Below are 25,247 nucleotides of genomic sequence, written 5' to 3'. Positions count from 1 at the left end.
TTTTAGCTTTTCTTTACATCCGGTTAATTCCAGACTGATAGATGATCCTCTTGAATGTACTGGGTTTGGTCCCCATATCCCATGTTAAGGGCTTAAACATTTGTCCAAGGGACGGAAATAAATGGCAAATTACTCAAATCTTCCGGCACCGACACCCGAGGGTGGTCTGAACCGCTATATGCAGGAGATTCGCAAGTTTCCTCTGCTGGAGCCGGAGGAAGAATATATGCTGGCCAAGCGCTGGGTCGAGGAACAGGATACCGAGGCCGCGCATAAGATGGTCACATCGCATCTGCGTCTGGCGGCCAAGATTGCCATGGGCTACCGCGGCTATGGACTGCCGCAGGCCGAGGTGATTTCCGAGGCCAATGTGGGCCTTATGCAGGCGGTCAAGAAATTCGACCCCGAGAAAGGCTTCCGTCTGGCGACCTATGCCATGTGGTGGATCCGCGCCTCGATCCAGGAATATGTCCTGCGGTCGTGGTCGATGGTGAAACTGGGCACAACCTCGGCGCAGAAGAAGCTGTTCTTCAACCTGCGCAAGGCCAAGGCGCGTATCGGTGCGCTGGAAGAGGGCGATCTGCGTCCTGAGAATGTCACCAGGATTGCCACTGATTTGGGCGTGACCGAAGACGAAGTGATCAGCATGAACCGCCGGATGTCCGGTGGGGATGCCTCGCTGAACGCGACCGTCGGGTCCGAAGGCGAGGGCACGATGCAATGGCAGGACTGGTTGGAAGATGAAGACGCCGACCAGGCTGGCGACTACGAGGCCCGGGACGAGCTTGAGGCCCGGCGCGAGTTGCTGGCCGCTGCGCTGGATGTGCTGAACGACCGAGAAAAAGACATCCTGACTCAGCGTCGGTTGATGGATCAGCCTGTGACGCTTGAGGAGCTCAGCACGCAGTACCATGTCAGCCGCGAACGCATCCGCCAGATCGAAGTGCGCGCGTTTGAGAAGCTGCAGAAAAAGATGCGCGAACTGGCCCGCGAAAAAGGCATGCTGGGCGCGGTCTGATCTGATCGCATTTTAGAAACCAAGACCGGTCTGACGTTGTCAGGCCGGTTTTTTATGCGGATGACAGGTCCGTCGCACGCTGCTACACAGCCGATAGCGCTAACGTCATGAGGGAGGGGCCGTGATGCACAAGCCAGTTCAATGGGGTATTCTGGGAGCATCGAAATTCGCGCGTCAGCAGATGGGGCCCGCGATCCATGCGGCGCATGATGCGCGGCTTGCGGGTTTGGCAACGTCCGATCCGGCCAAGGCCGAGCCGTTTCAGCAGTTCTGTCCCGATCTGAATGTCTATGACAGCTATGACGCGTTGCTGGCGGATCCGGAAATCGAGGCCGTCTATATCCCTCTGCCGAACCATCTGCATGTGGAATGGAGCCTGAAGGCGCTGGAGGCGGGCAAGCATGTTTTGTGTGAAAAACCGATGACCATGCGGGCCGCGGAATTTGACCAACTGATCGAGAAACGCGATCAGACCGGTTTGCTGGCGGCCGAGGCTTATATGATCGTCCATCACCCGCAATGGCAGCTGGCGCGCAAACTGATTGCCGATGGGGCGATCGGCAAACTGGTGCATGTGACCGGGGTGTTCAGCTATGACAATCGCAGCGACACAGGCAACATTCGCAATCGGCCCGAAACCGGGGGCGGGGGGCTGCGCGATATCGGCGTCTATGTGATCGGCAGCGCGCGCTATGCAACGGGGCAAGAGCCGAACGAGGTCAGTGGCCAGATCCGGTGGGAGAATGAGGTGGACGTGTTCACCGAAATCCGGGCTCGGTTTCCCGATTTCACCTATTCGGCCTACGTCTCGACCCGGATGCACCCGCATCAAGCGATGGAGTTTCATGGCGAGGGCGGTGTGATACGCCTCACCGCACCGTTTAACGCTCGGCTAGTCGGCGAGGCGCGGGTTGAACTGCATCGCCCGGGGCTGGAAGTGCAGGTGACGCGTTTTCCCGGCGATGACCATTATAAGCTGCAGGTCGAAGCCTTTGGCCGAACGGTACAAGAGGGCGCTGGATACCCTTGTCCGCTGGAATTCGCGCGCGGCACGCAAGCGGTGATCGATCAGGTCTTTGACAACGCCACGACGCTCTAACTTGTCAGCTGCGTGGCGTCTCGACTATTCTGTTTTGACCGAAGCTGGAGGATGCAATGGCGGGCGGATGGGCGCGCGATGGCGCGGTAAGTGAACAGATCGAAGCGTCGATTTCGGACGAGCTGGCGCGGATGCAGGCGCAAAAGCGTCCTGTAGGCAAAAGCCTGACCCACTGTGCTGAATGCGAAGAGCCTATTCCCGATAAGCGCCGTCTTGCGCTGCCGGGCGTCAAGCTGTGTCTGGACTGTCAGCAGGATCGTGACAGCAGCTTCAAGGCGCGCGGTGGTATCAATCGGCGCGGGTCAAAAGACAGTCAGCTCAAATAGCGCGAGGTACTGGTGCAGGATCCGCCGCGGAAACCGTCATGGTTGCAGAACGGTCTGGTTCTGGGCTTTCTCGCCGCGTTTCTGTGGGGCACGCACAGCGTCATCGTACGTTATTTGACCAGCGATTTGGGTGGGTTGCAGATCGCTGTGTCGCGGCTGTTCGTTGCGGCGCTTGCGATTTATGTGCTGCTGCGTCTGATGCGGGCGAAGGTCTCGGTCCGGTTTGGCGACTGGAATTTCCGGCTGGCGGTCTTATCGACCGTGGTGAACTACATCCTGTTTCACATCGGGTTAGAGCATACAGGCGCCGCCAATGCCATGGTGCTGGAAAACACTGCCCCCTTTTTCGTGTTGATATTTCTGTATTTCTTTGCCGACACGACTGTTCGACGCACGGATGTACTGGCCACGGCCTTGGCTATCCTCGGCGTGTTCCTGACCGTCTATCGCGATTTTCAGGGCGGAGGGGACCCCCTGCTGGGCGACCTGATGGAGATCGGGCGGGGCTGAGTTGGGCGGTCTTCCTGATCGCGAGCAGCCGGGCGATGCAATCCTCGGAAACCACCGCTGAGCGGCTGAATTTCCTGTTCGGAATATTCCTGTGCTCGGGTGTGCTTCTACTGCCGCTGGCGGCGTTCTCATTGCAGATGCCCACGGCCAAAGATCTCGTCTTCCTGTTCCTGCTGGGCGTCCTGCCGACTGCGCTGGCCTACTACCTGTGGTACGAAGCTGCGGCGCGCGTATCGACGCTGACCGCGACGCTGCTATTCGCAGCCTCGGTTGTATTCACCTTTGTCAATTCGGCGGTATTTCTGGGGGCGACCATTATGCCGCTTGCAATCGTGGGTGCGATCCTGATCGTCGCGGCGATTTTCATCACATCTGTGAAGCAGTCGGGCTGAGCGTCCCAATTGGGCGCACCCTCGGGCATTCTGCGGGCTGGTCCGAGCCGGGATCGCGTATAAATCGGGCATTTGGTCGAGGTCTGGTTCATTTTTAATGTTGGGAACCGCGCATTTGTTTCAGATTGAGAGTGGGGCGCTAAGCCGAAGGATTCGTTTCTGTTTTGCCTAATATTTGGGCAAACAAATTCGAAGAATTGAATAAATGTTTTCCAAACAAATACTTACGATTTGACATGAATCAAATTTATATAAATTAGCTTCCGCTAGCTGAGTATTAGACCTCAGCCGGATTAAGCCATGTTTGACTTCAGCCAGGACGCTTTACAGGACAGCTCACTTTTGGATCAGCTGTCGCCCGAAGTGCGCAAAAGCTTGCTTAACCGTGCTCAAAAGAGAGTTTTTGCCCGTGGGCAGACGATCTGCCTGCAGGACGAACCCTGCGGCAGCCTGAAGATTGTTCTGGATGGCTGGATCAAGCTCTACCGGGTTTCTGCTTCGGGGCACGAAGCGTTGCTGGCTATGCTTCATGGCGGGCAGAGCTTTGATGAAATCTCGGCGTTGCGCGGGGCGCCAATCACGGCGAACGCCGAGGCCGTGACGGATTGCGAGGTACTGTTCGTTGACATCTCGGTCGTCTGCGACTGTCTTGATGCGAGAAGCGAGATCGCGGTGGCCGTTCTGTCTGCTGCGTCCTCCCATCTGCAGGACATGATGCATGAGGTGGAGTCGCTGAAGGTCCTGACCGGTTATGAGAGGTTGTGCAATTTCCTGGTGCGGCTGTCGGAAAAGCAGGGTGACCGCAACAGGCTTGAGTTGCCGTTCGAGAAGGTTGTTCTTGCGTCCATGCTGGGAATGAAGCCCGAAAGTCTTTCGCGCGCGTTTGGAAAGCTGCGCAAGATTGGTGTTGAAAGCGAACTGAAGTCTGTTGTTATCCGCGACTTCGGGCAGTTGGAAAGCGTGGTTCAATAAGCAACGCGCCTGATTCGTTAGATGCGCGCGGATGTCCGCTCAGGCGGGCTGTATCGTAGAAAGGGCAAAAGACGGCCCAAACACCGAAACTTGCCATGCTGTTCGACCCACAAAGCATATGCAACATAGGTCGGGTCCTGAGACAGATGCTTTTCTTCTGCCTTGGCGCGCAGAAAGTAAATTGCGTTGATCGCGAGCAGAAGCAACGACAATCGTACCGCCTCGACGGGGCCTTCAAGGGAATAGAAGGGAACGGCCAGCAACCACCATCCGATGTTTTTGAAAACGTAGGAAGGGTGGCGCATCCACCGATAGGGGCCATTGGTCAGAATGCCGCGGTGCGTCAGATTTGAGAAGCGCACACCGAAAGAGACATTGGTCCAGGCCCAGCACAACTTGGCGGCCATTATTGCCATTCCCCAAACGAAGACACCTACGCCCCATTCGGCCTGAAACATCTCGAGCCATCCGATCCCGTCCTTGTAATCCAGGTACCTTTTCCCGATGATCGAAAAGAAGGGAACATACATCACCAGCGTGACGACCCACGCCCCCAAAAATGGATTGGGAGACCGGATATGCGCGTCAATGATCCGTATTGTCAGCACATAACCGATACTGACGAAAGCCAAATCCAGCCCGAGGCTGAGCCGCCCCACATAGCTTACGAGAGCGGGAAATGAGTCGAGCGCGTTTGAAGGAGGATACTGGATTATGAACGCGACATTGCCGCTGAGATAGACAAACATAAGCGGCAGGAAAAACCCTTTGATTGTCCATCCCAAGAAATGCGATTTGATCGCGGTGCTATCCAACCTGCCAAACTGCCCCGTGAACAAATATCCAGCCTGTAGATAGCCGTCTGCGGGGTTCTTCATGCAGGCGTCAACAAGCAAGAAATATGGCACAACCAGAAGTAAGAGAACTGGCGTGTAGACGCGACAGGCCTGCCAGAAGGGATCATACAAATCTCGGTCATACTCGGGCAGCAGCCAGTAGACAGTCGAAAGCGCAGCCAGAGTTCCGCAAAAGCCCCAGAGCTTGAGCATGGTGCGCGAGGGATTCAGCCGCATCTTCAAGTCCGACCCAAATCCGATCAATCCTGCCGAAGGGCGTCTGTATGTCTTCAAAGCGAAGAGTTCGTGCAGGATCATCGGTAGTGCCGTGGCAGCCATCGCAAAGGCAGTTGCGTGCACCCGCGGGGTTCCGGATCGATACAATAGCATGATCGCGGAAAAGTAACCCATCAAGCCCAAGATAACGGTCACTTGGCTGGTTGCGGATCTCGGAAGTGCTGAACTGCGTCGATTCTTCATTCTGCTCAAAACTATGGTGTCTTGCTTTGTCAGGGCACGTTAGTCATGCCGCGCAAATAGTCACCTTATTTCGATGAAATGGCCGAGAGAGGCAGACGATGTTGATTTTTTGTCGCGGCTAATCGTTCGGATTTGCGGATGTGGACGTCACCTTGCCTTGACCCCGACGGCGGTTGGGACATCAGTCCTCCATCGCTTCCAGTTCATCAATAAAGCCCGAGATCATCGACAGGCCCTTGTCCCAGAAGGCGGGGTCGCTGGCGTCCAGTCCGAACGGGGCCAGCAATTCCTTGTGGTGCTTGGACCCTCCGGCGCGCAGCATCTCGAAATACTTGTCCTCAAACCCGTCCGCGCCGCTTTCGTAGACCGAATAGAGCGCGTTCACGAGGCCGTCGCCGAAGGCATAAGCGTAGACGTAGAAGGGCGAGTGAACGAAATGCGGGATATAGGCCCAGAAGGTCTCATACCCCTCCATGTATTCGAACGCGGGGCCAAGGCTTTCGGCCTGAACGCTCATCCACAGGGCATTGATGTCGTCCGGGGTCAGTTCGCCCTCGCGACGGGCGGCGTGGAGTTTGCACTCGAAATCGTAGAAGGCGATCTGGCGGACGACCGTGTTGATCATATCCTCGACCTTGCCGGCCAGCAGGACCTTGCGCTGTTCCGGGGTTTCGGCCTGATCCAGCATCTTGCGGAAGGTAAGCATTTCACCGAAGACCGAGGCCGTCTCGGCCAGCGTCAGCGGGGTCGAAGACAGCATCTCACCCTGATCGGCGGCCAGTACCTGATGCACGCCGTGACCAAGCTCATGTGCCAGGGTCATCACGTCGCGCGGCTTGCCCAGATAGTTGAGCATCACATAAGGGTGCACCTCGGTGACGGTCGGATGCGCGAACGCGCCCGGAGCCTTGCCGGGCTTCACCGCCGCATCAATCCAGCCTTTCGAGAAGAACGGAGAGGCAATCTCGCCCATCCGCGGATCAAAGGCGTTGTAGGCGTCCATCACCATTGTCTCGGCCTCGTCCCAACCGACGATGCGGGTGTCTTCCATCGGCAGTGGCGCGTTGCGGTCCCAGACCTGCATGATGTCCAGACCCAGCCATTTGCGTTTCAGCTCGTAATAGCGATGGCTGAGTTTGGGGTAGGCGGCCACAACAGCCTCGCGCAGGGCCTCGACCACCTCGGGTTCGACATCGTTCGACAGGTGGCGACCGGTTTGCGCGGTCGGCATGTTGCGCCAGCGGTCGACGATCTCTTTCTCCTTGGCTTGCGTGTTATGAACGCGCGCGAAGGTTTTGATATTGTTTTGGAAAACGGTTGCCAGTTCGCGCGCGGCGGCCTCGCGTTTGCTGCGGTCCTGCTCGGTCAGCAGGTTCAGGGTGCCTTCGATGTTTAGTTCTTCGCCATCGACGCTGAAGGTCAGGCCCGCGATGGTCTCGTCGAACAGACGCTCCCACGCGTCGCCGACAACGCCGAGGTCGTGCAGGAACTTTTCCAGTTCGTCCGACAGCTGATAGGGTTTCATTGCGCGGATGCGGCGGAAGACGGGTTCGTAACGCGCCAGATCGGTATTGGCGTCGAAATGTGCCTTCAACGCATCATCGTCCAACCGGTTGATTTCCAGCGTGAAGAACACCAACGGGGTGGTGAAGACGGTGATCTTTTCCTGCATGTCCGACAGGAATTTGGCGCGGTCCGCGTCGGTGGTCAGCTGGTAGTAGCGCAACCCGGCAAAGGACATGATCCGACCGGCGATGGCGTTGATCTTCTCGTTGCGAAGCACGCAGGTCAGCAGGCCAGCGGCGTCCAGATCAGCCAGCTTGCCCTCATAATCCGCCGCGAAAGAGGCGCATTCGCCCTCCAGCCAGTCCAGATCGCGGGACAGTTCCGGTGCGTCTTCCGAGGCATAGAGATCCGTCAGATCCCATTCCGGCAGGTTGCCCAGATCATCGGCACCACCGCCTGCATTTGCGTCACGGACGGGAAAGGGAAGGTCGCGCATGGGTCACCTCGAATAAACTGCGTTGGCAAACATTTAGGCGCGCAGAGCGCGGATCACAAGCAACCAGTCGCGGGCGCAGCCTACAGGCAGGGCTCTGGTTTCGGCCTCGCGGTGGCGGCCGAGAAATGCGCCACCAGTTTCTCGAAGACGGGTCCGCGCACGTCGGGCCCTTCCATCAGGACCTCATGCTCGCCATCTGGAATTTCAACCAGCGTGCCGCTGGGCCAGTTTGCCATGCGGGCGCGGATGGCCTTCCGGTCCACGATCTGCTCGTGGCTACCAAGGAAGGTCAGGGCAGGGATTTCGGGTGCGGTCTGCTCCATCAGCCAGGCGCATTCGTCCAGTGCCTCGCGCAGCCAGATCGTCGAGGGCGCACCAAGGGCCAGTTCGGGATGTGCCGCCAACTGAGCCCGCATCATCTGGTACATCTCTGGGTCGCGGGTCAGGACATTCCCTTCAAAGGGTTGCGACGCCACATAGCTTTCCAAAGATGTGGTAGGCGGCGTTTTCTCTCCCAGTCCCAGACGCGGCCCCCAATAGGCGGTCAGCTGGCTGAGCGGTTTCATGATCGGAGTAAAGAAGATACCCCACATCGGCCCGGTAAAGGCGCAGGCGGCAAAGTCTGCCCCTTCCAGCACGGCGCGCAGTCCGATGGCCCCGCCCATCGAATGGCCAATCACGTACCATGGTTTGGGCAATTCCAACTGCCGGGCCAGTGCCAGCGTGGCACGCACATCATGCTGAAAATCGGTAAATTTCTCGACGTGGCCAATGCGCGGGTCCGGCAGCAAACGGTCCGCAAGACCCTGTCCGCGCCAGTCGACCGACAAGCAGGCAAAGCCACGGCTGACGAACTCACCTGCTGCGTTGCCGTATTTCTCGACATATTCCGTGCGGCCAGGGAACATCATCACCGTGCCGCGCGCATCACCTGCCGGGCGCCAGTGCCCCACGCGGATGCGTTTGCCGTCTTCGGTGGTCAGCCAATGCGCCGCACCACCGGCAGGGCCGCCGGCCACGTCTTCGAACAAGGGGGCCGGCGAGAAGTCCATCAGGCCAGCACCGCGGCAAGTTTCATGGCGACACCCATATCTCCATCCACGCTCAGCTTACCGGACATGAAAGCCCCGGTGGGGTTCAGGTCACCGCTGAGGATTTGCTCGAACGTATCGGCATCGGCGCTAAGGGTCACTTCGGCGTCGTCGTCGCTGACCCGTGCACCGCTTGCATCCAGAACGATAGCGCCCAGATCGGCGATGGCAAATTTGGCTGACGCGTCGAAATCACCGCCCGACAGTTTTTCGTTCAATGCCGCTGCGGCTTTTTCCAATGTGTCGCTCATGGTCTTCCTCATTTTGTTAGTGCGCCGTGAATGGACATCCCCGGTCGCTACGCTACACTGACCATTGTTATGGGTATTGCAATCACCAATCTCAAACCTACCGTTGCGGCACTTGTCGTCATAGTCACGTTTTCCACCAGTTGCCTTGCGCAGCAGGCGGATCTGCGGGACGAGGCTGCGCTTTTGCAGCAGTTAACGCAGGCTACGCCCGAGCAGGCGGTCGGGTTGGACCGTCAGTTGCAGGCGCTGTGGTCGCAATCGGGCTCGGCCTCGGCGGATTTGCTACTGGAACGCGGGCGCGAGGCGCTGGATGATGGGGATGTCGAGGCTGCACTGGATCACCTGACGGCGCTGACCGATCACGCGCCCGAATTCGCCGAGGGCTGGCACGTGCGTGCCTCGGCCTTTTTTGGCATTGAACGGTTTGGCATGGCGGCGGCTGATCTTGAACACGCCCTGACCCTGAACCCCAATAACTACGAGGCGATCTATGGCCTCGGCCTGATCTTCGAGATCGTAGGCAAGCCCGAACAGGCCTTTGATGCCTATGGGCGCGCACTGGCTATACATCCCCACCATGAAGAAGTAACCAATGCCGTGAATCGGCTGAAGCCTCAGATTGAAGGCAAGGCTCTTTAGGTCTCAGGACGCAGGGGGCAAAGGTGAGCGGGTCATCCCGGGTAGTGGCCGTACTTGGCCCGACCAATACAGGCAAAACCCATTACGCAATCGAACGTATGCTGGGCTATCGGACCGGCGTCATTGGTCTGCCGCTGCGTCTGCTCGCGCGTGAGGTCTATGACAAGATCGTCGCCATTCGCGGCCCATCCGTTGTGGCGTTGGTCACTGGCGAGGAACGGATCGTGCCGCCGCGCACGCAATACTGGGTCTGCACGGTCGAGGCGATGCCCGAAGGCATGGGAGCCGATTTCGTCGCCATCGACGAAATCCAGTTATGTGCCGACCCCGAACGCGGCCACGTGTTTACCGACCGGCTACTACGCGCGCGCGGCACGCATGAGACGCTGTTTCTAGGATCGGACACCTTGCGCGGCGCGATCGCGGCGCTGGTGCCCGAGGCTCAGTTCGCCCGGCGGGAACGGATGTCGCAGCTGGTCTACTCGGGCTCCAAAAAGATCAGCCGGATGCCTGCGCGCAGTGCCATCGTCGGCTTCTCGGTCGATAACGTCTATGCCATCGCCGAACTGCTGCGTCGGCAAAAGGGCGGGGCGGCGGTGGTCATGGGTGCGCTCAGTCCGCGCACACGGAATGCTCAGGTGGATCTCTATCAGAACGGCGAGGTCGATTATCTGGTCGCCACCGATGCCATCGGGATGGGTCTCAATCTGGATGTAAACCATGTGGCGTTCTCGTCCCTGACCAAATTCGACGGTCGCCGGATGCGGCTTCTGGCGCCCAACGAACTGGCGCAAATCGCCGGGCGCGCAGGGCGCGGCATGTCGGACGGTACCTTCGGCGTGACCGGAGAGGCGCCTCCGCTGGACGAAGGCGTCGCTCAGGCGATCATGGACAGCCGCTTTACGCCGATGAAAAAGCTGAACTGGCGGAATGCCGCTTTGCGGTTTGGTTCCATCGAGGCGTTGATCGACTCGTTGGAAGTCAGTCCGAATGACGAACATCTGATCAAAGCGCGGCCCGCCGATGACCTGAACGTGTTGAAATCGCTGTCGCAAGTGACCGAAGTGATGGCTCGCGCGAGCGACCCGCAATCGGTCCGATTGCTGTGGGATGTCTGCCGAATCCCTGATTTTCGCGGCATCAGCCACGCTGAACACGCCAACCTGCTTGAGGTGATCTATGGCCACCTGCATGAACGCGGGTCGATCCCTGACGACTTCATGGCGCGGCAAATCCGCCGGATTGATCGGACGGACGGAGATATTGATGCGCTGTCCAAACGTCTGGCATATATTCGCACCTGGACATATGTTGCGCAACGAAACGGCTGGGTGCGTGACGAATCCCATTGGCGCGAGGAAACGCGCACTGTAGAAGACAGGCTGTCGGACGCTCTGCATGACCGTTTGACCCAACGATTTGTGGACCGGCGCACATCCGTGTTGCTGCGCCGGCTCAAACAGAAGGAGGCCCTTTTGGCCGAAGTAAATGACAAGGGTGAAGTGACCGTCGAAGGCGAATTCGTCGGTCGTCTGGAAGGGTTCCGGTTTATCCCGGACAAAGCCGCGCAGGGGACCGAGGCGAAGGCCTTGAAATCCGCGTCTTTGCAAGCACTCGCGCCGCAATTCCATCTGCGTGCCGACCGCTTCTACAACGCGCCCGATACCGAAATTGATTTCACCGATCAGGGCGGCCTGATGTGGGGCGAATATGCCGTTGGTAAACTGGTTGCAGGCTCTGAGCCCTTGAAACCGGTTGTCGAGGTGTTCGTGGACGAGGCCGCAGGCCCGGACGTAGAACAGAAGGTCCAGCGCCGATTGCAGCATTTCATCGACCGCAAGGTTGCTGCTCTGTTCGAGCCGCTGCTGAATCTGTCGCGCGACGAGGAACTGTCCGGTCTTGCCAAAGGCTTTGCCTTCCGCATGGTTGAGGCGCTGGGCGTGCTGCCCCGCGCGCAGGTCGCGCAAGAGGTCAAGGATCTGGATCAGGATGCCCGCGGCGCGCTGCGCAAGCACGGCATCCGCTTTGGCCAGTTCACCATCTTCATGCCGCTTCTGCTGAAGCCCGCGCCGACGCGCCTGCGTCTGGTGCTGTGGGCACTGTCGGGTGGTCTGCAGGAATTCCCCGAAGCACCACCTCCGGGTCTGGTCACGGTGCCCGTCGCCAAGGATGCGCCGGAGGGATATGACACCATGTGCGGCTACCGTGACGCGGGTGAGCGTTCGATCCGCATCGACATGCTGGAACGTTTGGCCGACATGCTGCGTGCCGAAGACAGCCGGGGCGGGTTCGAGGCCAAGGCCGACATGCTCTCGATCACCGGCATGACGCTGGAACAGTTCGCCGACCTGATGCAGGGGCTGGGCTATAAGGCCGAGCGTGGCGAGCGTGAAAAGGTCAAGGCCGCACCCGCTGAACAGCCTGCCGCAGAAGCTCCAGGGCAACCTGTCGCCGAAGAAACCCCGGCAGAAGCCGTCGCGACGGAGGAGCCGAGCGCACCCGCCGAAGCCACCGAAAGCACCGAGGCGGCAGCCGAGGCTCCGGCAGTGGAACAACCAGCGGAACCTGCATCGGACGAACCCGAGGTCGAGGTATTCTATACCTTCACATGGGGTCGCCAGCGCCAGCCGAACCGTGGCCCGCGCCGCGAGCAGGGGCAGGGCAAAGGCAAACAGCGTGGGAAACCTCAGGGCAAACCGCAGGGCAAGAAAGGCGGCAAGTCTCAGGGCGCCAAGTCGTTCTCGTCTCGGCCTCCGAAAAAGGAAAAAGCCATCGATCCCGACAACCCGTTTGCCGCCGCGCTGATGGGTCTGAAGGACGGCAACTAAAAGCCGATGGCCGAGGCCAAGCTGCGGATCGACAAATGGTTGTGGCAGGCGCGGTTCTTCAAGACCCGCAGCTTGGCCGCCAAACAGGTCAGCGGCGGCCATGTCCGGCTGAACGGAAACCGGGTGCTGAAACCGGCGCAGGCCGTGGCCCCCGGTGACGTTCTGACCTTTCCGCAGGGCCGGATCGTCCGGGTTGTTCGTATCGAAGCACTGGGCGAACGGCGCGGTCCAGCCCCTGAGGCTCAGGCTTTGTACTTCGATATGACCGAAAAACAGGACGCGTCGCACAGGAATCCGGGATTTGAGGGAAAAGGTCGTCCAACTAAGAAAGAACGGCGTGCGCTTGACCTTTCTCGCACCCCAAAGGGGTGATCTTCTCTTGAAGAGGCGGGCAGACTGAATTAGCTAATCGCCCAAAGCGCAAACGGGAATTCCGACATGACCTACGTTGTCACCGAAAACTGCATTGGCTGCAAATACACCGACTGTGTCGAGGTATGCCCGGTGGATTGTTTCTACGAAGGCGAGAACACGCTGGTCATTCATCCCGACGAGTGCATCGACTGCGGTGTCTGCGAACCCGAGTGCCCCGCCGACGCGATCCGCCCTGACACTGAGCCGGGGATGGAGCAGTGGGTCGAGTTCAACCGGAAATTCTCGGAAATGTGGCCGGTGATCGTGACCAAGAAAGATCCCTTGCCCGAGGCCGAAGAACGCGACGGCGAAGAGGGCAAGATGGAGAAATACTTCTCGGAAGCGCCGGGCGAGGGCGGATAAGCGATTCGGCGGTCAATGCCGTCGAAACGCTGGGCGATCCACGCGGTAAGTATCTGAAATAATAATACTTTTCCGGCTTGAGTGTAGGTCGGTCTTTTGAGTGTCGCAAATTTGTGATATACTGAATCCCGAATGATGACTGTGATTGGGATGTGCTCCGTAAGTATGCTCGCTTTGGAGTTCTGATTTTATGACAAAAAAGCCGCCTGACGGGGCCGTATATGGCCTCGGCTGGGGTGTTTTTGTCGTTTCATGTCCCGGTCTCGTAACGAAGGAAGTATCTTGATGTCGAAGTCCAAAAAGCTTGAGTTCCGCCCGAACGATTATGTCGTCTACCCCGCCCATGGCGTGGGGCAGATCATTTCGATCGAGGAACAGGACGTCGCGGGGTTCTCGCTCGAGCTGTTCGTGATCTCCTTCGAGAAGGACAAGATGACCCTGCGTGTGCCGACCAACAAGGTGACCGAATCCGGTCTGCGGTCGCTCAGCTCGCCGGACGTAATCAGCCAGGCGATGAAGACGCTGAAGGGTAAGGCCAAAGTCAAACGCGCCATGTGGTCGCGCCGGGCGCAGGAATATGAACAGAAAATCAACTCGGGCGATCTGATCTCGATTGCCGAAGTGGTCCGCGACCTGCACCGCACCGACGACCAGCGCGAGCAAAGCTATTCCGAGCGTCAGCTTTATGAGGCCGCGCTTGAGCGTCTGACCCGCGAAGTGGCCGCCGTGTCCGGCGCGGATGAGATTTCGGCAGCCAAACAGGTGGACGAAGTTCTAACCTCGCGCGCTGCCTGATTGCGATTACGCAATGGTAAGGGTCGTCCCGATATCCGGGGCGGCCCTTTTTCATGGCTGACCGCTTGGTCCGTTGGTCTTTGTCGGGTATTTTCCTGTCACCGCAGGAGGATACGGGGCCACGATGAAGCAAACTGTAAAGTTCCTTTACATCAGTCACGAGCCGGTATCGGTCTGGTTCCGCTATGGCCTGATCCTGTTCGACATCGCTTCGATCATCTTCTTTGTCGCCACGGCGAACATCCCGCATGGGCCGGGGCTGACGGTGGCGAGTATCGGGGTGGGGCTGATCATCCTGCTGGATTTCTCGGCCCGGATGTGGATTTCAAAGGATCGCTGGAAGCTGCTGCGGCAGATTTACACACTGGCTGACATCGTGGTGATTGTCTCGTTGATGCTCGATCCGTTTCTGACCGGGAATCTGGCCTTTTTGCGGATCTTGCGGGCGCTGCGGCTGATCCATTCCTATCACCTGCTGCGCGATCTGCGCCGGGACAGCCCGTTCTTTCGCACCCATGAGGATGCGGTGATTGCTGCGATCAATCTGATGGTCTTTGTCTTTGCGACCTCAACCGCCGTGCTGGTGTTCTTTGTCCCCGATGATGCACAGACCCCCTATATTGATGCGTTGTATTTCACCATGGCAACGCTGACGACGACGGGGTTCGGGGACATCACGCTGACCACGCCTGCGGGCAAGTTGTTTTCCGTCTTTATCATGGTGGTCGGTGTGGCGCTGTTCGTGCGGCTGGCGCAGGCGATCTTCATGCCGCAGAAAGTGCGTTACAAATGCCCAAGCTGTGGGCTGTTTCGGCACGATCCGGACGCGGTGCATTGTAAGCATTGCGGTGAAACGCTGCGGATCGAGACCGGCGGCGTGGCCTAGAGCGATGCGGTCAGCGCCAGAAGGAAGACGATTTCCGAGACCTGTTGTGTGGCCCCCAGGATGTCCCCGGTCTGGCCACCGATTTTGACCGTAGCAATTCGGGCGACGATCGCAGCCCCCAGCAGGGCGCACAGCATTGGGGCGATGGCCGATCCGCCCAAAAGCAGCAGAGACAGCAGGGTGGCCAACCCAAACCCCGCCAGCGCCGAGGGCAGCGGCGGAGCGCCGACCGAATGGCTCAGCCCCGCACGGCGCGCATTCGGCAGGGCGCGCATCAGCACGGGCATCAGGGCGCGGGAAAACAGGCAGGCGGCCAGAACTCCGGTCAGCAGGCCTGCGCCGATCAGGGTCGTGATGGCAGTCACGCGCAGCATTTGGGACAGCAGCAGGGCCAGAACCCCATAGGTGCCGATATGGCTGTCTTTCATGATCTCCAGGCGGCGTTTGGTGCTGAACCCGCCCCAGAGCCCGTCGGCTGTGTCAGCCATCCCGTCTTCATGCATTGCTCCGGTCGCGAGGATCAGGATGGTGACCAGCAAGGTGGCGGCGGCAAGGGTCGGCAACTGCGCCCAGATTGCAATCCACGCGACCCCGCAGGCCAGCGCTCCGACAACCAGCCCGGCCAGCGGATAGGCCCACGCCGCACGCGACTGGCGGTCAAAGGTGGGCTCGGGCAGGCGCGGCAAGGGCAGGCGGGTCAACAGGACCAGAGCCAGCGGGATATCCCACAGGGAAAACGGGGTGGTGTCGTTTTTGGTCACTCCCAGGCCTTTCAGGGTCTTGTTGCTTTGCCAGCATTGGTTAAACACACAGGACCACTCTGATGCAACGAGGCTTTACATGCTGCCCGAACTCACTGACCTCGATAGTTTTCGCGATGCGCTGACCGGCGCGCCCGGCCCGGATACATCCGCCATGCAGGGTGCCGAAGAGCGGAATGGACAATTGACCAAACCACCGGGCGCGTTGGGGCGGCTTGAGGATCTGGCGATCTGGTATGCGGGCTGGCGCGGGGATGCACGGCCTCAGATCAATGCGCCTCAGGTCATTGTGTTTGCGGGCAACCATGGGGTGACGGCGCAGGGCGTGTCGGCCTTTCCGCCCGAGGTGACGGTGCAGATGGTGATGAATTTTGAACATGGCGGGGCGGCGATCAATCAGCTGGCCAAGGCTGTGGGTGCGAAGATGGATGTGTACGCGCTGGAGCTGGACCGCCCGACTGCAGATTTCACCCAGGGCCCCGCGATGAGCGAAGAGGAGTTGTTGAGCGCCCTGCGCACCGGCTGGCAGGCGGTTGACCGCCAAGCTGATCTGCTGGTGGTCGGCGAGATGGGGATCGGCAACACTACCCCCGCCGCCGCCATCGCCTGCGCGTTGTTTGGCGGGGATGCCGCCGATTGGACCGGGCGCGGCACCGGGGTGGACGAGGCAGGATTGGTCAATAAGACCCTTGTCGTGGCCGAAGGTGTTGCCCTGCACGGGCATGACGATGGTCTGGAGGTCCTGCGCTGTCTGGGTGGGCGCGAGATTGCGGCTATGGCGGGGGCGATTGCTGCCGCGCGTCTATTGCGCATTCCGGTCATTCTGGACGGGTTTATCTGTACTGCTGCAGCGGCCTGTCTGGCGCAGCTTTCTGACACGGCGCTGGATCATGCGGTTGCCGGCCATCAGAGCGCCGAAGGGGCCCATGCGGCCATGCTGAGCCGGTTGGGCAAGGCACCGTTGCTGAGCCTTGGCCTGCGTTTGGGCGAGGGGTCCGGAGGCGCGTTGGCGATTGGCATTCTGAAAAGCGCGGTGGCGTGTCATTCCGGCATGGCCACCTTTGCCGAGGCCGGGGTTTCGGACGGCTGATGTCGGGGTGGGGGCTCTGCCCCCGTCGCAGCAGGCTGCGACTCCCCCGAAGTATTTTTGAACAGAAGAAGCGGGCGGTGGGGGGTCAGGCCGATTTCTTGGCGTGTTCCTCGGCAAGTTCCAGAAGGGCGGTTTCCAGATCCTTTTCCAGCTGTTGCGCGCGCTCGATGTATTTTCTGTTTTCAGCGGTTGGCATTCCGGGGATCCAGAGCTCGGCCAGTTCCCGGACCGATGTCCGGTCGTGGTGATAGAAGGTTTGTTCGGCCTGCGCGGCCTCGTATTCGCTGAGCCCGATATTCTCCAAAACATAGCGCCCGGCGCGTAGCGAGCCGTCGAACATCTCGCGGACGATGTCATTCGCGCCGGCCTGATACAGCTCGTAGACATGGTTGCGGTCCTTGGCCCGGGCGATGATGTGCAGATCGGGCCGTTGGCGGCGCGCATAGCTGACCAAGCGGGTGACTTGTCTGCGGTCGTCCATGACTGCGACCAGAACAGCTGCTTTTTCGATCCCGGCGGCGCGCAGCAATTCTGGGCGCGTCGGGTCGCCCAAAAAGCCTTTGACGCCAAACCGGCGCATCAGTTGGATGGTTTCGATATCATGGTCCAGAACCACGGTCTTGAATCCGCTGGCCTGTACCAGCCGGTTGACGATCTGGCCGAACCGCCCGATCCCGGCGATGATGACGGGGCCTTTTTCGTCGATGGTGTCGGGCTCGACCTGTGGTTTGTGCTCGCTGATATAGCGCGAGAGCATCTCGTAGACGATGAACAGCAGCGGCGTGATCAACATGGTCAGCGCGATGATCATCAGCAGCTTTTGCGACAGGCCGGGCGGGATCACGTTCTGCTGGGTCGAGAAGGCCAGCAGGACAAAGCCGAACTCGCCCGCCTGTGCCAGCCCCAAGGTGAACAGCCAGTGATCGCGCCCGCGCAGTTTGAAGGCGCGCCCGACGATGAATAAGATGATCCCCTTGGCCAGAATGACCAGCAGCGCCAGACCGATCAGGTCGAACGGATCGGCGAAGAAATAGCCGACGTCGATCCCGGCCCCGACGGTAATGAAGAAGAGGCCCAGCAGCAGGCCCTTGAAGGGTTCAAGGTCGCTCTCCATCTCGTGTCGGAACTCAGAGCTTGCCAGCACGACGCCCGCCAGAAACGCGCCGAGAGCGGGGGAGAGGCCGACCAGCGTCATCAGGAAGGAAATCCCGACCACGATCATCAGCGCCAGCGCCGTGTACATCTCGCGCAGGCGGGTGGCATGGATGAAACGGAACAGCGGGCGGGTCAGGTAGATACCGGCCAGCACGACAAATACAACCGCTCCGATGGTGACCAGCGTGACAGCCCATCCCGGCAAGCCTTCGACCAGCGACAGGGTGGCGTGATGGTCGGCGCCATGAGCCGCGTCGATGCCGCGGTCGATCGAGCCGTCATCCTCGATGTGAATACTGGCAGGCAGCGCCAGCAGCGGCAGGAAGGCGAGAATCGGGATCACCGCGATGTCCTGCGTCAGCAAAACCGAAAAGGTGGCGCGTCCGCCGTTGGTTTGCATCAGGCCCTTTTCGGACAGGGTCTGCAACACAATCGCCGTTGAGGATAGTGACAAGGTCAACCCGACCGCCAGCGCGACGGACCATGGATGGTTGGCGTAAAATGCCACCGCCGCGATCACGATCGTCGATAACGCGACCTGCAGGCCGCCCAGACCCAGCAGTTTGTCGCGCATGTCCCACAGGGCGCGGGGCTCCAGCTCCAGCCCGATCAGGAACAGCATCATCACGACGCCGAATTCTGCCACATGCTGCAGGCTTTCGGTTTCGGCCCCCACCAACCCCAGAACGGGGCCGATGGCGATACCGGCGGCCAGATAGCCCAGGACCGACCCCAGCCCCAGCCGCGCCGACAGCGGAACCGCGATCACCGCCGCTGCCAGATAGATGGATGCCTGATACAGGAACTCGTTCATGATCGTCCTCGTTAATGCGCTCAGGTCGGGAGCGGCGCGTCGCGTTTGAGTTGGTCCATCACGATCTGGCTTTGGACCCGTGCAACCGCAGGATGCGGCAGGATGACCTCATGAAGCAAGCTGTTGAGCGCTGACAGGTCGTCACAGTAGACATGCAGCAGATAGTCGGCCTCGCCAGTCATGGTCCATGCGCTGCTGATCTCGGGGCGGGTGTTAACCATGCGGGCAAAGCTGGCGGATTGGTCCGGACCATGGGTGCCCAGATGTACCTGGATGAACCCTTGCACCTGCAGCCCGAGTTTCAGCGGGTCAAGCCGGGCGGTATATCCGGTGATGTAGCCCTCGGCCTCCAGCCGCTGGCGGCGGCGGCCCGCCTGGCTGGCCGACAGGTTCAGCATCTCGCCCAATTGATGCGCCGTCAGATGCGCATCTTTCTGCAGAGCCGAGAGAAGCCGTGTGTCCGTCGCATCCAGCATATGCGGATATTCCTCAGATTATGCCCGTTCTGTGCGGTATTTACGCGCTTGGAGGGAGTTTACCCGAAAACAACGCGCAGAAACAGCGCCGATTAAAGCGTATTTTTGAATCAGCAAAGAAATTCCTCTTTTTCAGGAGATGCGCCATGGGTCCTTTCCCGCACAACGCCCCGAAATCCGTCATCAGTGACGAAAACCCCGCCGGCACCGACGGATTCGAGTTCGTCGAATTCGCCCACCCTGAGCCGCAGGAACTGCGCGATCTGTTCGCCCGGATGGGGTTTGAATATGTCGGCTATCACCGCGACACGCCCAAGGTCGAACTGTGGCAGCAGGGCGATGTTACCTATATCCTGAACGCCGACCCCGACAGCTTTGCCGCCAAATTCGTGGCCGAGCATGGCCCCTGTGCCCCGTCGATGGGTTGGCGCGTCGTGGATGCGCAAAAGGCCTATGAACACGCGATTGCCAAAGGGGCCGAGCCCTACGACGCCGCCGACAAGACCATGAATGTTCCGGCCATCAAGGGCATCGGTGGTTCGCTGATCTATTTCATCGACCAGTATTACGACACCTCGCCCTATAACGAAGAGTTTGAGTGGCTCAAGCAATCCAAGCCGGGTGGCGACGGGTTCTATTACCTCGACCACCTGACCCATAACGTGTTCAAGGGCAACATGGACAAGTGGTTCAAGTTCTACGGCGACCTGTTCAATTTCCGTGAAATCCGCTTCTTTGACATTCAGGGCAAATTCACCGGGCTTTTCAGTCGCGCGCTGACCTCGCCCTGCGGCCGCATTCGCATCCCGATCAACGAAGACCGAGGCGAGACCGGGCAGATCGTGTCTTACCTGAAGAAATACAACGGTGAGGGCATCCAACACATCGCCGTGGGCAGCGACGATATCTACACCTCGACCGATGCGATTGCCGAAAAGGGGCTGAAATTCATGCCCGGCCCGAACGAGGTCTATTATGATATGTCCTATGACCGCGTCTCGGGCCATGACGAGCCCAAAGACCGGATGATGAAACACGGCATCCTGATCGACGGCGAAGGCGTCGTGGACGGCGGAGAGACCAAGATTCTGCTGCAGATCTTCTCGAAAACCGTGATCGGGCCGATCTTCTTCGAGTTCATTCAGCGCAAGGGCGATGATGGATTTGGTGAGGGCAACTTCAAGGCCCTGTTCGAATCCATCGAACGCGAGCAGATCGAAACTGGCGAGATTTCCGCCGCCTGATCGCAGATCCATGAAAACACCAAAGCGCTGCGTCTGCCCGACGCGGCGCTTTTCTTTTATCCGCGCGGCATTTTCAGCGTCACGTTCTGTCCGCGCTTCTGATAGCGCAACTCGCTGTCACCGATGGCAACCACATTGCCGCCGTCGATCCGGTCTCCGACTTTCAGCTTTTTGTAACGCCCGCTGGGCAGACGCACCAACGCACGGCGGTTGGCAGGGGTGCCATAGACGCCGATCAGGTTGAGCTTGCGCAGGTTGAGCGCACTGTCGATGGTCGCCTGACGCGCGACCGACGCAGTGGTGGGGATTTTGGGCTGCACCGCTTTGGGCTGGAATGATCCGGCTTCGTCGGTGCTGGCTGTCACGTTAGCGGTCGAGCCAAGCGGCGCGCTGCCTGTCTTTGGCTTTTGGGTCGCCCGGGCGGTGACGCTTGCGGGGCGCGTCTTGGGGCGCGGTACGCGGACCACTGCCAGCGCAGTCGGCGTGTGATCGACCTGCGGTTTGACCTGCAGCGTCTCGGGGCGCAGGCGGGGCCGGACCGAGGCCAGCTCCTCGCGCGAGCGCCCGCCAAGCTGCTGGCGTTCGAACTGGTCCACAAGGTTTTCGGGGCGCGGTCGGGGGCGCAGGCCAGCCAACCGCTCGTCAACGGCATCAACAACCGGTTCGGCCTCGAACCGCGTGGGCGGCTCGGGCGGCACCGAGGAGGGGCGTCCGAGATAGACCATGACGCCATCGGGGTTCAGCGTGCCATCGGTGCTGGGGGTCACCAGCCCCTGTTCATCGACGACAACCAGCGGCTCTTCGGCCCCCGGCAATCTGATCGGCGGAAAAGGCTGGTCGGTGTTCAGACTGGCCACAGGGGGCAGGGCGACCGTATCCGTGGACAGATCGGCGCGATCGACCGATGTCAGATAGATATCGGCGGTTTGCGCCTGGGGCGGTCCCGGCAGTTCGGCGGGCTCGACCGGGGCGCTGCCGGTGAAGTCCTGAAACAGCGTTCGCGTTTCCGGCAGTTCGGCGATGTCCTCGACCGGCTCGGGCGCGACGTTCAGCGCCTCGAGGATGGCCTCATCGGTTGCCGACAGCGCGGTTTCATCCTCGGCTTCGGGCGGGGTGGCCGCATCCGGGGGGCTCTCGTCCTCGGCAAATTGTGTCTCGGCCGGGGTGGTGGCGGGGTCCTCTTCGGCCTCGGGGATAGGACGTTCTGCAACCTGCGGGTCGTCGGCGGGTTCGGATCGGTTCAGGGACCATACCCCAAGCACCATCCCCAGCAGGACCGAGGCTGCCACCACGGGAATAGCAAACCGTCTGACATCGGGTATCGGCAATCCGACCTGTGCGCCCGTGGCCGACTGAAATGTGGTAGGTGTCGCGTCGCCTGCGATGGCATGAACCGGAACCTCGGGCTCTGGGTCGGTTTCGGGGGCGGACGGTGCTGCGACCTCGGCTTTGTCGCTTTGCTGCGTCACCGGCAACTCAAAGACCGCACCGGTCAAGGCGTCCCCGCCCGCCGCGCTGGCCCAGAAGGCCAGAGGTCTGAACCCGTGATCCACGGCGAAGGCCCTGGCTTCGTCCAATGTTTGCCGGGCAACGGCGGCGACGTGGGTTTCGGCACCTTCGGCGGCCGTGACATAGACCAACTCGGACAGATCGTAAGGGGTGGCCGAGGCCAGCGTGGCTTCGATCTGCTGCTCGGATACGTCTGTGTCCGGACCTTCGGTCTCGACAGTGATCAGTCGCACCTGATCAGGCGGAAGGATCAGCGCGCAGCCCAGATCGTTTTCCAGCGCGAACCCCTGGTCGCGCAGCGCCTGCATCTGGTCGGGCAGATTCGGTGCATCCAGCGGCACGGTTCCGATGCAGTACCAGTCATCGTCTGACTGGTGATGCAGCGAAATGCCGTTATCAGAAAATGACAGCGCAAAGGCGGGTTTCATAATCCGGATGAACCATAATTGTCAGCTTCAACGCAAACGCTTGGATGTCTGCCGTCCGAGATTAGGGCAGGAACCCGCCGAGGGAAAGAAAAAGGCGCGTTACCCTCTTGCCGTGTGCGGTGCGAGGTACCCATCTTAGGGCCAAGTCAATAGGAGGGATCACCTTGAAGACACTTGCTTTTCTGGCTGCGATGACCGCAGCCGTGGCCGCCATGCCGGCCCATGCGGAAGAACGTCGCATCTCGGTCAGCGGCACCGGAACCACGCTGGTCGCGCCCGATATGGCGACGATCACGCTGGGGGTGACGAACCAGGACAAACAGGCATCCGTGGCGATGCAGGCGACCTCGGACGCGGTGGCGCAAATTCTCAAGCGGCTGGATGAGATGGGGCTTGAGACACGCGACGTGCAAACCCGCGACCTGTCGCTGTCGCCGGTCTGGTCGGGGCGCAACAGCTCCGACAACCAGCCGCCCGAGATCACAGGCTTTGCTGCCTCTAACCGGGTGTCGGTCAGGGTGCGCGATCTGGACAAGCTCGGGCAGATCATGGACGCGGTCATCAAGGACGGGGCCAACGATTTCGGCGGTCTGAGTTTTGGCGTACAAGAGCCAAAACCGCTTGAGGCCGAGGCGCGGGCCAAGGCGGTCGCAGACGCCACCGCAAAGGCGCAACAACTGGCGCAGGCGGCGGGGATCACGCTGGGCCCGGTGATTTCGATCAACGATCACGGCGGCGGCGCGGCCCCGATTGCCCGTATGCGAGAGGCTGCCTTTTCCGATGCCGGAGGGGTTCCGGTTGCTGGTGGAGAGGTCTCGGTATCGGTCAATATCTCGATGGAATTCGAGATTTCCGAGTAACTTCAGGCGCGGGTTCGCAGTGGCTGACGCTGCTGGCCCGCCTCATCGAAATTCTCGGGCGACAGCCATTTCAGAAACGCATCCCGGATACGCGGCCATTCGCTGTCGAGGATCGAATACCAGGCCGTATCGCGATTGCGCCCCTTGTAGTGGGTCGCTTGGCGGAAGACGCCTTCGAAAGTGAAGCCTAGCCGCTCGGCAGCCCGACGGGACGGTGCGTTCAAAGCGTCGCATTTCCATTCGTAGCGGCGATAACCTAGCTCGTCGAAGACGCGCTGCATCATCAGGAACATCACCTCGGTCGATTGCGGCTTGCGCTGCAAAAGCGGTGAGAAATGGATGTGTCCAACTTCAATGGCCCCCGCAGCCGGTTCGACGCGCAGATAAGATGCCATGCCGATCGGCGTTTCGTCCGCATCCAGCACGGTGTGAAACATGGGATCGGCATCCATGCAATTGGCCTGTGCCCAAGCGATGAATTCAGCCTCGGTCTCGAACGGACCATAGGGTAGGTAGGTCCAGTTGCGGCCGTCGGTGTCATTGGCAAACGCCCGGTGCAGCCCGGGCGCATGTCTGTTCACATCCAAAGGCACAACCGAACAGAACCGGCCCTGCATCGGCGTATAAGTCGGTGTGGGGCGAGGGAACTCGCCCGTGACCGGCAAACCGATGGGTTGACCCAGATCGTTGGTGTCATGCCCGGCCATCGGATCAAGCGCTGGCTTTGGCGAGGGCCTGATCGAGATCGGCGATCAGATCGTCCGCATCTTCGATCCCGATGGACACGCGCACAACACCGGGGCCTGCACCTGCGGCCTCTTGCTGCTCAGGTGTCAGCTGCCGGTGTGTGGTGGAGGCCGAGTGAATGATCAGCGAGCGCGCATCGCCAAGATTGGCAACATGGCTGAAAATCTCCAGCGCGTTGACCAGCTTGACGCAGGCGTCATAGCCACCCTTGACCGCAAAGGTGAACAGCGCACCAGCCCCGCGGGGATAGTTCTTTTTCACCCTGTCGCTATAGGGCGAAGAAGGTAGCCCCGCATAGGTCACGTAGTCGACGCGATCATCGGCCTCAAGCCAGGCGGCAATCTTCTGGGCGTTCTCGACATGGCGTTCCATCCGCAGCGACAGGGTCTCGATCCCCATCAGCGTGTAATGCGCGGCCTGTGGGTTCATCGTCATGCCCAGATCGCGAAGACCGATTGCGATGCCGTGGAAAGTGAAGGCCAACGGGCCGAATGTCTCGTGGAACTTCAACCCGTGATAGGCAGGCTCGGGTTGGCTGAGCGAGGGGAACTTGTCATTCGCCGACCAGTCGAACTTGCCCGAATCCACGATGCAGCCGCCGGTGACGGTGCCGTTGCCGGTCAGATATTTGGTGGTCGAATGCACCACCAGCGTCGCACCGTGCTCAATCGGGCGGCACAGGTAGGGCGTGGCCGAGGTGTTGTCGACGATCAGCGGAATACCAGCCGCGTCAGCTGCATCTGCCAGTGCGCGGATATCTGTGACATAGCCGCCCGGGTTGGCGATGGACTCGCAGAACACCGCGCGGGTGTTTTCGTCGATGGCGTCCTTGACGGCGTCCAGATCATCGGTGTCGACAAACTTGGCCGACCAGCCAAAGCGCTTGATGGTCTGGCTGAACTGCGTGACCGTGCCGCCGTACAGACGGGTCGAGGCCACCACGTTGCAGCCCGGCCCCATCAACGGGAACAGCGCCATGATCTGCGCTGCGTGACCCGACGAGCAGCAGACCGCGCCAACGCCGCCCTCAAGCGTCGCCACGCGTTCCTGTAGCACGGCAACCGTTGGGTTGGTCAGGCGGGAATAGATGAAACCCACTTCCTGCAGGTTGAACAACGCGGCGGCGTGTTCGGCATCGCGGAAGACATAAGCGGTGGTTTGATAGATCGGCGTCTGGCGTGCGCCCGTAGCAGGGTCGGGGCGGGCCCCGGCGTGAATTTGCAGCGTGTCGAAACCGTAGGTTGGGCCGTCAGACATCTTT

25 protein-coding genes are annotated in these 25,247 nt (G+C 60.2%); 15 read left to right on the top strand and 10 right to left on the bottom strand.

The features are described from left to right. The first annotated feature begins 121 nt into the window (after positions 1-121). The 6 genes from rpoH to ACR0J1_RS13325 all read left to right on the top strand — a co-directional run bounded on the left by rpoH (position 122) and on the right by ACR0J1_RS13325 (position 4,317). The gene (gene rpoH / locus ACR0J1_RS13350; RefSeq protein WP_480733298.1) at positions 122-1,018 is read left to right on the top strand and encodes an RNA polymerase sigma factor RpoH; all 897 of its coding nucleotides are present in this window, start codon (positions 122-124) and stop codon (positions 1,016-1,018) included. A 124-nt stretch (positions 1,019-1,142) separates the two neighbouring features. Beyond that, on the top strand, positions 1,143-2,117 hold the full coding sequence (locus tag ACR0J1_RS13345; protein ID WP_480733297.1) for a Gfo/Idh/MocA family protein: 975 nt from the start codon (positions 1,143-1,145) through the stop codon (positions 2,115-2,117). Between the two features lie 56 nt (positions 2,118-2,173). Continuing rightward, positions 2,174-2,443 (top strand): DksA/TraR family C4-type zinc finger protein, encoded by a 270-nt coding sequence (locus ACR0J1_RS13340; RefSeq protein ID WP_480733296.1) that lies wholly within the window; start codon positions 2,174-2,176, stop codon positions 2,441-2,443. A 12-nt stretch (positions 2,444-2,455) separates the two neighbouring features. Beyond that, positions 2,456-2,953: a DMT family transporter gene (locus ACR0J1_RS13335; RefSeq protein ID WP_480733295.1), complete on the top strand. Its 498-nt coding sequence runs from the start codon at positions 2,456-2,458 to the stop codon at positions 2,951-2,953. A 35-nt stretch (positions 2,954-2,988) separates the two neighbouring features. Next, complete coding sequence (locus ACR0J1_RS13330) at positions 2,989-3,345, top strand: EamA family transporter (protein ID WP_480733294.1); 357 nt, start codon at positions 2,989-2,991, stop codon at positions 3,343-3,345. Positions 3,346-3,645: 300 nt separating this feature from the next. Then, positions 3,646-4,317, top strand: a complete 672-nt coding sequence (locus ACR0J1_RS13325) for a Crp/Fnr family transcriptional regulator (RefSeq protein ID WP_480733293.1) — start codon at positions 3,646-3,648, stop codon at positions 4,315-4,317. A 17-nt stretch (positions 4,318-4,334) separates the two neighbouring features. Here the strand turns inward: ACR0J1_RS13325 and ACR0J1_RS13320 are convergent, their stop codons facing one another. From ACR0J1_RS13320 to ACR0J1_RS13305, 4 genes are all read right to left on the bottom strand, one after another. Beyond that, the gene (locus tag ACR0J1_RS13320) at positions 4,335-5,585 is read right to left on the bottom strand and encodes a methyltransferase family protein (protein ID WP_480733292.1); all 1,251 of its coding nucleotides are present in this window, start codon (positions 5,583-5,585) and stop codon (positions 4,335-4,337) included. Between the two features lie 229 nt (positions 5,586-5,814). Continuing rightward, entirely contained in the window at positions 5,815-7,635 is a 1,821-nt protein-coding gene (locus ACR0J1_RS13315; RefSeq protein ID WP_480733291.1) for a M3 family oligoendopeptidase, read from the bottom strand. A gap of 80 nt (positions 7,636-7,715) precedes the next feature. After that, positions 7,716-8,687, bottom strand: a complete 972-nt coding sequence (locus ACR0J1_RS13310; RefSeq protein WP_480733290.1) for an alpha/beta fold hydrolase — start codon at positions 8,685-8,687, stop codon at positions 7,716-7,718. Continuing rightward, positions 8,687-8,977, bottom strand: a complete 291-nt coding sequence (locus ACR0J1_RS13305) for an SCP2 sterol-binding domain-containing protein (protein WP_480733289.1) — start codon at positions 8,975-8,977, stop codon at positions 8,687-8,689. Before ACR0J1_RS13305 ends, ACR0J1_RS13310 begins: the two co-directional genes overlap by 1 nt. Positions 8,978-9,007: 30 nt before the next feature. On the opposite strand from ACR0J1_RS13305, the gene ACR0J1_RS13300 reads away from it, so the two are divergent. From ACR0J1_RS13300 to ACR0J1_RS13275, 6 genes are all read left to right on the top strand, one after another. Beyond that, positions 9,008-9,616 carry a tetratricopeptide repeat protein gene (locus ACR0J1_RS13300; protein ID WP_480733288.1) on the top strand — a complete coding sequence of 203 codons (609 nt, stop codon included), beginning with the start codon at positions 9,008-9,010 and terminating at the stop codon, positions 9,614-9,616. A gap of 23 nt (positions 9,617-9,639) precedes the next feature. Then, positions 9,640-12,444 carry a helicase-related protein gene (locus tag ACR0J1_RS13295; RefSeq protein ID WP_480733287.1) on the top strand — a complete coding sequence of 935 codons (2,805 nt, stop codon included), beginning with the start codon at positions 9,640-9,642 and terminating at the stop codon, positions 12,442-12,444. A gap of 6 nt (positions 12,445-12,450) precedes the next feature. After that, positions 12,451-12,816 carry an RNA-binding S4 domain-containing protein gene (locus tag ACR0J1_RS13290; RefSeq protein WP_480733286.1) on the top strand — a complete coding sequence of 122 codons (366 nt, stop codon included), beginning with the start codon at positions 12,451-12,453 and terminating at the stop codon, positions 12,814-12,816. 66 nt (positions 12,817-12,882) lie between these two features. Beyond that, the gene (fdxA, locus tag ACR0J1_RS13285; RefSeq protein WP_170682977.1) at positions 12,883-13,221 is read left to right on the top strand and encodes a ferredoxin FdxA; all 339 of its coding nucleotides are present in this window, start codon (positions 12,883-12,885) and stop codon (positions 13,219-13,221) included. 285 nt (positions 13,222-13,506) lie between these two features. Then, the gene (locus ACR0J1_RS13280) at positions 13,507-14,016 is read left to right on the top strand and encodes a CarD family transcriptional regulator (protein ID WP_170572040.1); all 510 of its coding nucleotides are present in this window, start codon (positions 13,507-13,509) and stop codon (positions 14,014-14,016) included. Between the two features lie 124 nt (positions 14,017-14,140). Next, a complete protein-coding gene (locus ACR0J1_RS13275; protein ID WP_480733285.1) occupies positions 14,141-14,902 on the top strand; it encodes an ion channel in 762 nt (253 codons plus the stop codon). Here the strand turns inward: ACR0J1_RS13275 and cobS are convergent. Beyond that, the gene (gene cobS / locus ACR0J1_RS13270) at positions 14,899-15,663 is read right to left on the bottom strand and encodes an adenosylcobinamide-GDP ribazoletransferase (RefSeq protein WP_480733284.1); all 765 of its coding nucleotides are present in this window, start codon (positions 15,661-15,663) and stop codon (positions 14,899-14,901) included. The two genes, ACR0J1_RS13275 and cobS, sit on opposite strands and share 4 nt — an antisense overlap. A 79-nt stretch (positions 15,664-15,742) precedes the next feature. On the opposite strand from cobS, the gene cobT reads away from it, so the two are divergent. After that, complete coding sequence (gene cobT / locus ACR0J1_RS13265; protein WP_480733283.1) at positions 15,743-16,753, top strand: nicotinate-nucleotide--dimethylbenzimidazole phosphoribosyltransferase; 1,011 nt, start codon at positions 15,743-15,745, stop codon at positions 16,751-16,753. 85 nt (positions 16,754-16,838) lie between these two features. On the opposite strand, the gene ACR0J1_RS13260 is transcribed toward cobT, so the two are convergent. Both ACR0J1_RS13260 and ACR0J1_RS13255 read right to left on the bottom strand, forming a co-directional pair. After that, complete coding sequence (locus ACR0J1_RS13260) at positions 16,839-18,722, bottom strand: monovalent cation:proton antiporter-2 (CPA2) family protein (protein ID WP_480733282.1); 1,884 nt, start codon at positions 18,720-18,722, stop codon at positions 16,839-16,841. A 20-nt stretch (positions 18,723-18,742) separates the two neighbouring features. Then, entirely contained in the window at positions 18,743-19,198 is a 456-nt protein-coding gene (locus ACR0J1_RS13255; protein ID WP_170669588.1) for an Lrp/AsnC family transcriptional regulator, read from the bottom strand. A 146-nt stretch (positions 19,199-19,344) separates the two neighbouring features. Here ACR0J1_RS13255 and hppD point away from each other — a divergent pair, with 146 nt between their 5' ends. Then, entirely contained in the window at positions 19,345-20,442 is a 1,098-nt protein-coding gene (gene hppD / locus ACR0J1_RS13250) for a 4-hydroxyphenylpyruvate dioxygenase (protein ID WP_480733281.1), read from the top strand. A 56-nt stretch (positions 20,443-20,498) separates the two neighbouring features. Here hppD and ACR0J1_RS13245 read toward each other — a convergent pair whose 3' ends face one another. Then, positions 20,499-22,379 (bottom strand): hypothetical protein, encoded by a 1,881-nt coding sequence (locus ACR0J1_RS13245; protein ID WP_480733280.1) that lies wholly within the window; start codon positions 22,377-22,379, stop codon positions 20,499-20,501. A gap of 164 nt (positions 22,380-22,543) precedes the next feature. Here ACR0J1_RS13245 and ACR0J1_RS13240 point away from each other — a divergent pair, with 164 nt between their 5' ends. Continuing rightward, the gene (locus tag ACR0J1_RS13240) at positions 22,544-23,239 is read left to right on the top strand and encodes an SIMPL domain-containing protein (protein WP_480733279.1); all 696 of its coding nucleotides are present in this window, start codon (positions 22,544-22,546) and stop codon (positions 23,237-23,239) included. A 2-nt stretch (positions 23,240-23,241) separates the two neighbouring features. Here ACR0J1_RS13240 and ACR0J1_RS13235 read toward each other — a convergent pair whose 3' ends face one another. Beyond that, positions 23,242-23,946 carry a GNAT family N-acetyltransferase gene (locus ACR0J1_RS13235; protein ID WP_480733278.1) on the bottom strand — a complete coding sequence of 235 codons (705 nt, stop codon included), beginning with the start codon at positions 23,944-23,946 and terminating at the stop codon, positions 23,242-23,244. Between the two features lie 4 nt (positions 23,947-23,950). Next, positions 23,951-25,243 (bottom strand): O-acetylhomoserine aminocarboxypropyltransferase/cysteine synthase family protein, encoded by a 1,293-nt coding sequence (locus tag ACR0J1_RS13230; protein WP_480733277.1) that lies wholly within the window; start codon positions 25,241-25,243, stop codon positions 23,951-23,953. Between the last annotated feature and the right edge of the window lie 4 nt (positions 25,244-25,247).

The organism is Ruegeria sp. CJ3 (assembly GCF_056536725.1).
The sequence above is the reverse complement of the archived record's forward strand: the minus strand, read 5'-3'. Positions and strand labels throughout refer to the sequence as shown.